Annotated in this window: 14 protein-coding genes; 8 read left to right on the top strand and 6 right to left on the bottom strand. The window is 57.2% G+C overall.

Features of this window, described 5'->3' with window-relative positions; translation table 11 throughout:
* Position 1 precedes the first annotated feature (1 nt).
* From CKF42_RS03515 to CKF42_RS03500, 4 genes are all read right to left on the bottom strand, one after another.
* The gene (locus tag CKF42_RS03515) at positions 2-649 is read right to left on the bottom strand and encodes a metallophosphoesterase (protein ID WP_111207559.1); all 648 of its coding nucleotides are present in this window, start codon (positions 647-649) and stop codon (positions 2-4) included.
* 110 nt (positions 650-759) lie between these two features.
* Positions 760-972, bottom strand: coding sequence for a DUF1272 domain-containing protein (locus tag CKF42_RS03510; protein ID WP_111207558.1), 213 nt, complete (start codon positions 970-972; stop codon positions 760-762).
* Positions 973-1098: 126 nt separating this feature from the next.
* Positions 1099-2448 carry an MFS transporter gene (locus CKF42_RS03505; RefSeq protein WP_111207557.1) on the bottom strand — a complete coding sequence of 450 codons (1350 nt, stop codon included), beginning with the start codon at positions 2446-2448 and terminating at the stop codon, positions 1099-1101.
* A gap of 134 nt (positions 2449-2582) precedes the next feature.
* On the bottom strand, positions 2583-4613 hold the full coding sequence (locus CKF42_RS03500; protein ID WP_111207556.1) for a choline transporter: 2031 nt from the start codon (positions 4611-4613) through the stop codon (positions 2583-2585).
* A gap of 261 nt (positions 4614-4874) precedes the next feature.
* Here CKF42_RS03500 and betI point away from each other — a divergent pair, with 261 nt between their 5' ends.
* The 8 genes from betI to CKF42_RS03460 all read left to right on the top strand — a co-directional run bounded on the left by betI (position 4875) and on the right by CKF42_RS03460 (position 11802).
* The gene (gene betI / locus CKF42_RS03495) at positions 4875-5468 is read left to right on the top strand and encodes a transcriptional regulator BetI (protein ID WP_009089782.1); all 594 of its coding nucleotides are present in this window, start codon (positions 4875-4877) and stop codon (positions 5466-5468) included.
* A 14-nt stretch (positions 5469-5482) separates the two neighbouring features.
* Complete coding sequence (gene betB / locus CKF42_RS03490) at positions 5483-6955, top strand: betaine-aldehyde dehydrogenase (RefSeq protein WP_009089781.1); 1473 nt, start codon at positions 5483-5485, stop codon at positions 6953-6955.
* Positions 6956-6981: 26 nt separating this feature from the next.
* Positions 6982-8664, top strand: a complete 1683-nt coding sequence (gene betA, locus CKF42_RS03485) for a choline dehydrogenase (protein WP_111207555.1) — start codon at positions 6982-6984, stop codon at positions 8662-8664.
* Between the two features lie 426 nt (positions 8665-9090).
* Complete coding sequence (gene mdtJ / locus CKF42_RS03480; RefSeq protein WP_111207554.1) at positions 9091-9441, top strand: multidrug/spermidine efflux SMR transporter subunit MdtJ; 351 nt, start codon at positions 9091-9093, stop codon at positions 9439-9441.
* The gene (mdtI, locus tag CKF42_RS03475; RefSeq protein WP_111207553.1) at positions 9428-9757 is read left to right on the top strand and encodes a multidrug/spermidine efflux SMR transporter subunit MdtI; all 330 of its coding nucleotides are present in this window, start codon (positions 9428-9430) and stop codon (positions 9755-9757) included. Before mdtJ ends, mdtI begins: the two co-directional genes overlap by 14 nt.
* 199 nt (positions 9758-9956) lie before the next feature.
* A complete protein-coding gene (locus tag CKF42_RS03470) occupies positions 9957-11099 on the top strand; it encodes an acyltransferase (protein WP_111207552.1) in 1143 nt (380 codons plus the stop codon).
* Between the two features lie 147 nt (positions 11100-11246).
* A complete protein-coding gene (locus tag CKF42_RS03465) occupies positions 11247-11507 on the top strand; it encodes a hypothetical protein (protein WP_009089772.1) in 261 nt (86 codons plus the stop codon).
* Between the two features lie 109 nt (positions 11508-11616).
* Positions 11617-11802 (top strand): hypothetical protein, encoded by a 186-nt coding sequence (locus CKF42_RS03460; RefSeq protein ID WP_009089771.1) that lies wholly within the window; start codon positions 11617-11619, stop codon positions 11800-11802.
* Between the two features lie 79 nt (positions 11803-11881).
* On the opposite strand, the gene CKF42_RS21205 is transcribed toward CKF42_RS03460, so the two are convergent.
* Entirely contained in the window at positions 11882-12019 is a 138-nt protein-coding gene (locus CKF42_RS21205; RefSeq protein WP_009089769.1) for a hypothetical protein, read from the bottom strand.
* 214 nt (positions 12020-12233) lie between these two features.
* Positions 12234-12694: zinc-binding dehydrogenase (locus CKF42_RS03455; RefSeq protein WP_146239914.1), on the bottom strand; the 461-nt coding region annotated here is incomplete at its 5' end.

Here is a 12694-nt window from a genome sequence, read left to right as displayed (position 1 = left end):
ATTACTGCAGCTGAACCATCGTCAGATGATGGCCAAACACCGCACCGGTGTCGATATAGTGCAGGTTGGCCACCGTCAGCGGCTCCTTCAGCGGTGTATGACCAAAATAAAAGGCATCTGCCCCGCGGATGCCGCTTTCTGCGCCGGACTGAAGCCCCTCCAGCCGCTGACGGCTCCAGACCACCTGCTCCCAGTCCAGCGGTTTATCCAGGGCGTACTCCGCGGCGGGGTAATCCGCATGGGCAATCACCACGGTGCGCGCACCCAGCTGTAAATGCACGATCAGCGGCAGATCGCGACAGCGCAGCAGCGCGTGACGCGCCGAAATGATAGCACTGCCGCGCAGCCGCCAGAACCAGCCGCCGCCGTTCATCTGCCAGCGCTGCTTTTCGTGACCCTGTAACGCTGAAAGGGCCATCTCCTCATGGTTGCCCTTCACGCTGCGAAACCAGGGCTGCTTCAGCAGCGCCAGGCACCCCAGGCTGTCGGGCCCGCGATCGATGAGGTCACCCACGGCAATCAACAGGTCCTGCTGCGGATCAAACTGATGCTGCTGTAACCGCGCATCCAGTTCAGCGCGGCAGCCGTGCAGATCGCCCACGACCCAGATATGCCGCCACGCTGACCCCTCCAGAAACTGGTAAGACATTGATCCTCCGCCTGCGTCGCTAAAGCCTCTGCACAGTATAGCCAGATCCGCCTCTGCACCGACACAAGCAACGGCAGCGCAGTGGGAAAGCGGGCAGGCCCCGCGGCAGATCAGGGGCGCGTTTTCGCCGGATACGCCTCCAGCTTCTCCGCCGGACGCACCGGGCGGCGCACCATCTCTCCGCCGCAGTTGGGGCAACGATGTTGCAGGTGTTCGGCACATTCCGCGCAGAAGGTGCATTCAAATGAGCAGATCCGTGCCGCCAGGGAAGATGGCGGCAGGTCACAGTCACAGCGTTCACAGCGGGGGCGAAGTTCAGGCATGGCGGCACTCCTGTCAGGATGATGCGTCAGCTTCGCGCGTGGCGGCCCGGCTGTCGAGTCAGCGGAGAGACAAAGTGGGGTCAGATCGGGACATTCTGCCTCAAGGGTGCAGACCGTGGCCCGGCGCTAGGGCTGCGTCTTATCCGTGGCGCGATGGTCCGGCTCTTTCCCGGCTTCTGGCTGCTCTTCAGATTCATCGCTCTCCTCTTCCGGCTCCTGACCGCCCATTGACGCCTGGATCACCTCCTCTTCCAGCGTCGGGTTCAGGGCCGCACCCAGCGGTGAGGTTGCCAGGCTATCAGGCATTACCACATGCGGCAGCGGCACTTCGGTTGTCGGCAGCGGACGTGGCGTTCGCACATAGCTCAGCCCGCCCGTTACCAGCGCGCAGACGGCAAAGAAGAGATAGAGCATATTGCTGCCCAGCGGCTGCATCAGCGCCCCTACCACCAGCGGCCCGATACTGGCACCAATCCCAAACGCCATCAGCAGACAGGCGGTTAACGACACCCGTCGCTCGGGGGCAACCTGATCGTTCGCCAGCGCAACCTGCAGCGGATAGAGCGCGAACTGCATCATACTGGCCACAAAGGCGATGCCTATCATCCAGTGAAAGGTAAGATGCGGCAGCATAATCAGCGGCACGCAGGAGACGGCAAACAGCAGCGCGATGATAAATAACAGCCGCTGACGGTCGTAGCGGTCGGAAAGCCAGCTCAGCGGGAACTGTGAAACCAGACCGGCAAAAATCGTCAGGCTCATAAAGTAGCCGGTCTGACTGGTGGTGAAGCCTTTGCTGCTACCGTAAACCGGCGCCAGCCCGTAAAACGCCCCGATCACCATGCCGGTTACCAGCGTGGTGCCGAGCAGTTTGGGAATGGTGCGGATAAAGTAGCCCAGCTCCATCGGCGCGGGGGTCATAGGCCTGACATGGGTACGGGTGGTCAGCGCAATCGGCACCAGACAGAGTGCGAAGCATAGCGCCACGATCAGCAGCGTACTCACGCCAAAGCCACTCTGCAGGCTCAGCACCACCTGACCGCCGCTCAGCCCCAGATAGGTCGCGACCATATACAAGCCGAAGATCATGCCGCGCTGAGAGGATTCCGCCTGGTCGTTGAGCCAGCTCTCCAGCACCATGTACTGGCACATCATGCAGAGCCCGATGATCAGACGCAGAAACACCCACAGCGGAATAAAGTCGGTCAGCCCGTGGCCAATCACCGAGGCGGTAATGATCCCGGCACAGGCGACATAGGCGCGGATATGGCCGACGCGGGCGATCAGGTTGTGCCCGACTTTGCCTCCAATCACCAGACCAATATAGTTTGCCGCGATGATGGCACCGATAAGTGCACCGTTCACCTGCTCGCTCGCCAGCCGGAGTGAAACATAGGTGGTCAGCAGACCGGAGCCCAGCAGCATCAGCAGCGTGGTGGTGTAGAGCGGCAGAAACGTACTGAATATTTTTCCCATATGACTCCCTGTCTACACCTTCAGGCATCAGGCCAGTTAAGCCCTAAAGATAGTCGATATGCGCGTCCGGCGTGGCATTGCCTGCCGCTGACGGCAAAAAAAAGCCCGCCCGCAGTGTGCGGACGGGCCTGGCATCAGGCGCTCGGGAAACTGATATTGCTGCCCGGTGCCTCACGGTTGAGATGGATGAAGTTCAGGTGCCGCTCGTACTGATCCAGAATGTCGATGATCACCTGCTCCTTGCTGTAGTCCATCAGGTCGTTACCCTGGCTGCCCTCCATCAGGAAGGTTTCCAGCCGGTAGTAGGTCGATTTACCGCTGCGGGCGCGATAGGTAAAGCCCGGAATCGAGTACTGCTGCGGCCAGACCTGATAGATGAAGTCCTGCTCTTCGCCCAGATGCACACGCAGATCCAGATAGCCGATCGGGTTGGCCTCATCCGGCGCGACGCTCTCCAGCGACACCCGGCCATCCCGCAGCTCCAGCTCTTTCGCGACCTCTTCCATCGCCGGATAGATGGTTTTCTCCATCATCTGCTGGGTATAACGTGATCCCGGATAGTTCATCAGCCGCGACAGGCGCTTTTTCCAGGTGCGGCGATCGGTGGCGTGAGCCAGGTAGGGCGCGGTGTCACGCGTGGCGCTGGCGCGACGGTGATCTTCAATCTTCAGCGATTTATAGAGCCCCGCCATCACAAAGAAGATCACAAAGCTGAACGGCAGACCCATGATCACCGTGGTGTTCTGCAGGGCCGAGATGCCGTTCGCCATCAGCATACTCAGTGTCAGAACCCCGATCGCTACCGACCAGAAGATACGCAGCCAGTTGGGCGCATCGCTGTTGATGTCTTTGAGACGTGAGGTGAAGTTCCCCAGCACCAGCGATCCGGAGTCCGCAGAGGTGACGTAGAAGAGCATACCGGTGATCGTCGCGACAGAGGCGCTGAGTTTAAAGGCCGGATACTGCGCCAGCAGGCTGTAGAAGCCGCGCTCCGCATGATTCATCACCTCCTGAGCGAATCCCGCATTGCCATGAATAATCTGATAGAGCGCGGCGTTACCAAACACCGACAGCCACAGCAGCGTAAAGGTGAAGGGAATGATCAGGGTGCCGAGCACGAACTCGCGGATGGTACGACCGCGTGAAATACGCGCCAGGAAGAGGCCGACAAAAGGCGACCATGCCACCCACCATGCCCAGAAGAAGAGCGTCCAGCTGTTCATCCATTGCGTCGGACGATCAAACGCAAAGGTGTTGAGCGTCATGCCCATGAAGCGGTTGATGTAGTCCCCTACGTTCAGCACCAGCGCATTCAGCAGAAATTCGGTGTTGCCGAAGAACAGCACGAAGAGGATCAGCCCCAGCGCCATCACCACGTTGAGCTCGGAGAGGATACGGATACCTTTGTCCACGCCGGAGGTTACCGAAATGGTGGCGATCACCACCGAGAGGATGATCAGCGCGGTCTGCGCGGTCAGTCCTTCCGGGATATCAAACAGCACCTTCAGGCCATAGTTAAGCTGCACCACCCCGATGCCGAGCGTGGTCGCAATACCGAAGATCGTACCCACTACTGCGGCGATATCGACGGTGTGACCAATCGGGCCATTGATGCGTTTGCCGAAGATGGGATAGAGCGCGGAGCGGATGGTCAGCGGCAGGTTATAGCGATAGCTGAAGTAGCCCAGCGCAATGCCCATCAGCGCATACATTGACCAGCCGGTCAGGCCATAGTGAAACAGCGTCCAGACCATCGCCTGACGGGCCGCCTCCAGCGTCTGCCCCGCCCCTTCCGGCGGCTGCATATATTGCGTCACCGGTTCAGCCACCGAGAAGAACATCAGGTCGATCCCGATCCCGGCGGCAAACAGCATGGCGGACCAGCTGAGGATGCTGAATTCCGGTTTGGCGTGCTCCGGCCCCAGCTTGATCGAGCCAAAGCGCGAACAGGCCATGTAGAGCACAAAGACAATGTAGAGCGTGGCAGCCAGCATGTAGTACCAGCCGAAGGTGGCGGAGACCCAGTTAACCGCCTTGAGGATCCAGCTCGCGGCCAGTTCACTGTAGAGAATCGTCACAAGTGAAAACGTCAGAATCAATCCGGCAGAGGTATAAAATACAACGGGATTGAGTCTGTCTTTTTCACCGGCAGGTGGATTATTCATCGATTACCTCTGGTTAATATCCTGAAAATACGCAATGGATAACATTTGCCGCTCACGGGGTGTTCAGGCCGTGCGGCCTCCTATCGTTCTGTTACTTCCTGTTTAAGCGTAACGGCTGACAGTGAGCTTAGCACTCATTGCCGTTTCGCTTACGCTACATTTAAAGAACACTACACTAACAAAGTTTCTTTTTATATTGAACGTGCAATCAAAAAAAGTTTAAATAGGGGTTCAATTTGAGGGCGGAGCCGGAGCGGAGCTATGCCAAAAGTAGGGATGCAGCCGATACGACGTCGGCAACTGATCGATGCGACCCTGAGTACGATTAACGAAGTTGGAATCAATGATGCCACCATCGCCCAGATCGCCCGGCGCGCGGGGGTCTCGACCGGCATCATCAGTCACTACTTCAAAGATAAGAACGGCCTGCTGGAAGCCACGATGCGTGATGTGACGCGGCAGCTGCGCGAAGCGGTTCTGACGCGGTTACGGCCGCTGGCCGATGCCCCGGCTGAACAGCGACTGTGTGCCATCGTTGACGGGAATTTTGATGAAACCCAGGTGCACAGCGCCGCGATGAAAGCCTGGCTCGACTTCTGGTCAAGCAGCATGCATCAGCCCCAGCTCAACCGCCTGGAGCGGGTCAGCAGCCGGCGGCTCTACTCCACCCTGGCGGTGGAGTTCCGGCGTCAGCTTCCGCTGGAAAAAGCGCGTCTTGCCGCGCATGGCCTGGCCGCCCTGATAGATGGTCTGTGGCTGCGCGCAGCGCTGAGCGGTAAGCCTTTTGACCCGGTCATCGCCCGCACACTGACCACCCAGTTCATCCGTCAGCAACTGGCTGGCGAGCACGAATAACGGAAGGAGAAAACATGTCCCGATTCAACGAGCAGAAACTCTACATTGATGGCGCTTATGTGGCCGCAGCGTCTGGCGAAACCTTCCAGACGATCAATCCGGTCAACGGCGACGTACTGGCAGAGGTTCATGCCGCCGGCCAGGAAGATGTCGATCGCGCCGTTGCTGCCGCCAGAAAAGGCCAGAAGGTCTGGGCCGCGATGACCGCGATGGAGCGTTCGCGCATTCTGCGCCGCGCCGTCGATATTCTGCGTCAGCGTAACGATGAGCTGGCAGAGCTGGAGATGCTCGACACCGGTAAACCTTACAGCGAAACCTCCGCTGTCGATATCGTCACCGGTGCAGACGTACTGGAATATTACGCCGGGCTGATCCCCGCCATCGAAGGCCAGCAGATCCCCCTGCGCGACACCTCTTTTGTCTACACCCGCCGCGAACCACTGGGCGTGGTGGCCGGGATTGGCGCCTGGAACTACCCGATTCAGATCGCCCTGTGGAAATCCGCGCCTGCACTGGCCGCGGGTAACGCGATGATTTTCAAACCGAGTGAAGTGACCCCGCTCACCGCCCTGAAACTGGCGGAAATCTACAGCGAAGCGGGCCTGCCGGATGGGGTCTTCAACGTGCTGCCAGGCCTCGGCGCGGTCACCGGCCAGCTGCTGACCGAACATCCGGGTATCGACAAAGTCTCCTTTACCGGTGGCGTCGTCAGCGGCAAAAAGGTGATGGCCAATGCCGCAGGATCAACTCTGAAAGAGGTCACCATGGAGCTGGGCGGTAAATCTCCGCTGATCGTCTTTGATGATGCCGACCTCGATCTGGCCGCCGACATCGCCATGATGGCGAATTTCTACAGCTCCGGTCAGGTCTGCACCAACGGCACCCGCGTCTTTGTCCCCGCGTCGCTGAAAGCGGCTTTCGAGGAAAAAATCAGCGAGCGCGTTGCCCGCATCAGGGCTGGCGATCTGCGCGACCCGGCCACCAATTTTGGTCCGCTGGTCAGCTTCACTCATCGCGACAACGTGATGCGTTACATCGAATCGGGCATCGCTGAAGGCGCACGCGTGCTGTGCGGCGGCAAACGCCTGACCGGCGGCGACTTCGATCAGGGGGCCTGGGTGGCTCCCACCGTCTTCACCGACTGCCGTGATGAGATGAAGATTGTGCGTGAAGAGATCTTCGGACCGGTGATGTCGATCCTGAGCTATGACAGCGAAGAGGAAGTGATCCGCCGCGCCAATGACACCGAATATGGCCTGGCTGCCGGAGTGGTGACGCAGGATCTCAACCGTGCGCACCGCGTCATCCACCAGATTGAAGCCGGCATCTGCTGGATCAATACCTGGGGTGAATCGGCCGCAGAGATGCCGGTCGGAGGCTACAAGCACTCCGGTATTGGCCGTGAAAATGGCCTGATGACCTTACAGAGTTACACCCAGGTGAAGTCAGTGCAGGTTGAGCTGACGCGTTTTCAGTCAGTCTTTTAATCACCCTTTAACCTGAGGAACGATGAATGGAATTTGATTACATTATTATCGGCGCTGGATCCGCAGGAAACGTTCTGGCTACCCGTCTGACCGAAGAGAGCAACGTCAGCGTCCTGCTGCTGGAAGCGGGCGGCCCGGATTATCGTTTTGATTTCCGCACCCAGATGCCTGCCGCCCTCGCCTATCCGTTACAGGGCAAACGCTACAACTGGGCCTATGAAACGGAACCTGAGCCTTACATGAACAATCGCCGCATGGAGTGTGGCCGTGGTAAAGGCCTGGGCGGCTCGTCGCTGATCAACGGGATGTGTTACATCCGTGGTAACGCCATGGACCTCGATAACTGGGCCAGCGCGCCGGGGTTAGAGGACTGGAGTTATCTGGACTGCCTGCCCTACTACCGCAAGGCGGAGACCCGCGATATCGGCCCGAACGATTTCCACGGCGGTGACGGCCCGGTCTGCGTCGCAACGCCAAAAGCGGGCAACAACGTGCTGTTTGAAGCGATGATTGAGGCGGGCGTGCAGGCGGGCTATCCGCGCACGGATGACCTCAATGGCTATCAGCAGGAAGGATTTGGCCCGATGGACCGCACCGTGACGCCGCAGGGACGCCGCTCCAGCACCGCGCGCGGCTATCTCGATCAGGCTAAAGGCCGCGCCAACCTGAAGATCATTACGCATGCCACCACCGACCGTATCCTGTTTGACGGTAAGCGTGCGGTGGGCGTGGAGTTTCTGCAGGGCGACAGCAACACCCTGAACAAAGCGACCGCACGCCGTGAAGTGCTGCTCTGTGCCGGGGCTATCGCCTCGCCGCAGATCCTGCAACGCTCTGGCGTCGGTTCGCCCGAACTGCTGAAGCAGTTTGATATTCCGCTGGTTCACGACCTGCCAGGCGTGGGTGAAAACCTGCAGGACCATCTTGAGATGTATCTGCAGTATGAGTGTAAAGAACCGGTTTCACTCTATCCGGCGCTGAAGTGGTGGAATCAGCCTAAAATCGGCGCAGAATGGATGTTCAATGGCACCGGTGTCGGCGCCAGTAACCAGTTTGAAGCCGGTGGCTTTATCCGCAGCCGTGAAGAGTTCAGCTGGCCGAACATTCAGTATCACTTCCTGCCGGTGGCGATTAACTACAACGGTTCCAACGCCGTTGATGCCCACGGCTTCCAGTATCACGTCGGTTCGATGCGTTCGCCCAGCCGCGGTCATGTGCGCCTGAAATCACGCGATCCGCGCCGCCATCCGGCGATTCTGTTTAACTACATGTCGCATGAGCAGGACTGGCACGAATTCCGCGATGCGATTCGCATCACCCGCGAGATCATCAACCAGCCCGCGCTGGATAAGTATCGCGGCCGCGAAATCAGCCCGGGCATTGAATGTCAGACGGATGAGGAGCTGGACGAGTTCGTGCGTAATCACGGCGAAACCGCTTATCATCCGTGCGGCACCTGTAAAATGGGCAACGACCCGATGGCGGTCGTCGATGGCGAAGGACGGGTGCATGGCCTGCAGGGATTACGCGTTGTGGATGCATCCATCATGCCGCTGATCATAACCGGTAACCTGAATGCCACCACCATTATGATCGGTGAGAAGATTGCCGATAAGATCCGTGGACGTGAGCCGCTGCCGCGCAGCACCGCGGCCTACTACGTGGCCGGAGAGGCGCCTGTGCGCACCACCCCACAGCGCAGTGACTAAATCGTGACAGCGTCACTTCAAATCTCGCCGGGCATCTTATTGCCCGGCTTTTTTAAGCCCCCATCCCATGCCAAACATTGTTTTCCGTTAACCTGCATCTGCAAATCATCAAACCTTAATCAAAATCAAACAAAGCAGCATCTGCTGTTGATTTCAAGATATGCCGGATGCTATAAATCCTGCGTGTAGATAACCGGAGGCACTTTCCGTCCACTGATGAGAAGCAACAATGTGGATGCGTTGTAAACTTTATGCGCAAACTTTTTGTGTTTTATTCCCTGATTTCCCCTGCTTTCCTTTCCGCCCGGAACGTCGCTGATAAGCACTGGCGTAACGCCCTGTAGTCCCCTTCCGCTTCGATATGGTTCTGAGTCTGCACGCAATCACGCGTGGCAGGTCGTCATTAATTCGTTGCTGGAGATCCCCATGTACGCCTGGGTTTTATTATCACTTGCTATCGTGACTGAAATAATCGGTACGCTGTTTATGAAATGGTCCAGCCTCAGCGGCAGCCAGTATGGCTACCTGATGATGCTGGCTATGATTGCCTGTTCTTATATTCTGCTGAGTTTCGCCATCAAACATATCGCCCTGGGCGTGGCTTATGCCCTGTGGGAAGGTATCGGCATCCTGCTGATTACGCTGTTCAGCGTGCAGCTGTTTGGCGAGTCGCTGTCACCGCTGAAGATCGGCGGTCTGATGACACTGATTGTCGGGATCATCCTGATCAAAACCGGCACCGAATCATCAGCGGAGGTTAACCATGGTCATCGCTGATTTTGTCCATGCGGCCTGGCTGGCACTCGCTATCCTGCTGGAGATTGCCGCCAATATATTCCTTAAATATTCTGATGGATTCAAAAAACGTCTATTCGGGCTGCTTTCACTCTGCTGTGTGCTGCTCGCGTTCAACGCGCTTGCCCAGGCGGTGAAAGGGATCGACCTGTCGATAGCCTATGCGGTCTGGGGTGGCTTTGGCATTATCGCCACCGTCGCGGCGGGCTGGGTACTGTTTGGTCAGCGGCTTAACCGCAAAGGCTGGGCTGGCCTGAGCCTGCTGCTGACCGGTATGCTCCTGTTAAAACTGGCCTGACAGAGGTTCCGGGCTGTAATAATGGTTAAGGGTGTGCGGCTGCGCGCCCTTAACTTTCTGTGCGTTTTTACCCTTTTCAAGTTGATTTTTTCAGCATTCTCTTCTTCAGATTCCTCTTACTTTTGTAAAGGGCCGTTTACATATCTGTTGCCTTGAGGCTTAGTGAGCGCCGAAGGTCGGATAAAAACGAGGAAGAGTTATGTCTGCAACACGAGGTTGGTCAACTGAGCTTGAGGGATTACGCGGCATCGCCTCTCTCTGGGTACTGGTAGGTCATATCAGCCTGCTGATTCACTGCCATATCACACTGATTTCATCCCCTGGCATCGGTGTCGATCTGTTTATTCTGCTTTCGGGCTACCTGATGGCGAAAAACTATGTCGAGCGACAGCAGAAAGAGCCATGGCAAAGCGCCGCAACGATCAAAAAGTTCTGGATCCGCCGCTTTTTCCGCATTGCGCCGCTCTACTATCTGCTGTTAATCATCGCCCTGATTTACGGGCCGTGGTTTGGCGAGATGCGTGACACCATCGCGCATTTCTACTCCGGCACGGCAACCGAGTCGTCACGTTACACCGACCAGTCGCTGGCAAATGTGCTGACCCACTTCAGTTTCCTGTTCGGCATGCTGCCCGAGTACGGCTTTAACACCGTACTGCCTGACTGGAGCATCGGACTGGAGATGCAGTTCTATCTGCTGTTCCCGTTCATCATGCTGGTGACGATGCGGTTTGGCTATGCCGCCTCCCTGATCGCTATCATGGTGCTCTGCTGCGCCGGACGCTATCTGCTGGCCGATTATTATGAGGCGTTTGAGATGCCTTCGATGATCCTGATTAAGCTGAATATGTTTCTGTCAGGCATGCTGCTGGCAGAAGCCATCCGCCGCAAATCGCTGCTTTACGTCGCCTTTGCGCTGCTGGGACCGGTTGCCAGCGTGGCAATGGGTCTGGGTTTCATCAAGCTGCAGGTGATTATGGAAGCACTGATGATTGTCGGTATGACAGCCATTCTCTGGCAGTATCCGCAGGGCAGCCGGATGGCGCAGCTGATTGCTCTGCCGCGTAAGCTGCTGAACAACCGTCTCAGCACCTGGCTGGGCGACGTCTCGTTCTCGGTCTACCTGCTGCACCTGCTGATTGTCATTCCATTGATCGCGCTGCTGCTGAATCACACGGATATCGAATTCAAAAGCGATCTGACGCGTTTTCTGATTGTCTGCGTGTCCGCCATCCCGGTGACCTATGCGCTGGCGTCGCTGCTCTACAAATATGTTGAGAAGCCCGGCATCCGCATGGGTAAACGCGTTCTGGCCCCGAAGCTGGCTGACCAGACCAACTGAGTGACAGATGGATTCAGAAGCCCCGTTCGCGGGGCTTTTTTATGGCCTGCGATGTCGTGACCAGCAGGGAACCACGTCTTACGTCCTGCACACCTGCCGGAGTGAACTACACTTTCCCGGTCAGCAATCCGACGGAGAGGAAAATCTATGCGCATTCAGCATCTGCTGTTGTCCAGCGACGGTGGCGCGTTAATCATTGAAGCCGATCAACTTGAAAGTGAGCTGGTGATCCCGCCTCATCTGCAGACCGCCACCGGCGGCGAAGCGGACAGCGATACCGGCCACCGCGTTGCGGTGACCCGGCACTACTGTAAAGGACGCTACTACGCTGTCGCCCTCGATCGTCATGCGGCCAGTAACGAGATCGATGATGTGATCGACCTGCTCCATCCCGCACCGCTGGATTAAACCCTGTCATCAGCCCTGACAAGCGCGGCAGCACGCTGTTCGCCATGCCGGATGGCACGCGACCGATTGCCCGCTCTCAACGCGTTATAGCATCAGAAGGAGAAGCATCATGCAGAAGAAAAAGTGGTTTGTGTCTTACGTCATTAAGCCGGAAGGTGAACATCACGTCACCACCCACGCCTTTATCGAAGGGGATGATGTGGAAGAGGCGCTGGAACAATTTATGTTCGAAACGAAAAAAAGTCTGTCACTGGACACGGAAGAGCTCACGCTGCTTTCGGTCAGTCTGGTGTAACCCGGTATTCCGCCTCACAGGTGTGGGCTGGGGGTTATCTGTTTATAATATTGATGATTTTCCCTGGTGCCGCATTCAGTTACTTAGTGGGGTAAGGCCAGGCGTGGTCCATACCTGTTGAGGACAAAATCCCGGTGATCGCCAGATACGCCAGTATCAGGACAAACAGCACAATGGCTGCAATTTCAATGGATTTGAGCAGATGATGTTTCGCCATAAATAACCCTCCTTCAGTTGTGTGTAATCCGACATCACCTCTTAAACTATAATGTTACCGGTAAAGTGCAAGCCAAAAAAACATCATGAAACATAAAGCAGTGCTTATTAATGTTTTAACCCAGGCGGTAACTGCATAACCCGTGGCATTTAACACTTCAGTCACAAAAAAGCCCGCTCAGGGCGGGCTTCAGCATCAGGTCAGGTGCGTCTGATCAGGCAGAGTGACCGGTGAAGTCGATCACCATCCTGCCGCGAATTTTGCCGTGAATCATCTCATCGAAGATGTCATTCACCTCGCCAATCTTCCTTTTGGTGACCTTAGGCACCACTTTTCCTTCCGCCGCAAACTGGAAGGCTTCCGCCAGATCGTTGCGGGTGCCGACCAGCGATCCCACCACCTGAATGCCATCGAGTACCAGACGCGGGATATTCAGGCTCATCGCTTCCGGCGGAAGTCCGACTGCCACCACCCGTCCCCCGGCTCTGACCGCATCTACCGCCGAGTTAAAGGCGGCTTTGGCCACGGCGGTCACGACGGCCGCGTGCGCCCCGCCGGTTTTTTCCTGAATAAAGCGCGTCGCGTCTTCACTGGCGGAGTTCACCACCAGGTCGGCACCCATCTCTTTTGCCAGCGCCAGCTGGCCGTCGCTCACATCAATGGCGATCACTTTGG

Origin of the sequence: Pantoea sp. ARC270, from assembly GCF_003236725.1 — a bacterium.
Lineage (GTDB): Bacteria > Pseudomonadota > Gammaproteobacteria > Enterobacterales > Enterobacteriaceae > Pantoea > Pantoea anthophila.
This window is presented reverse-complemented; position numbering and strand designations above follow the sequence as displayed.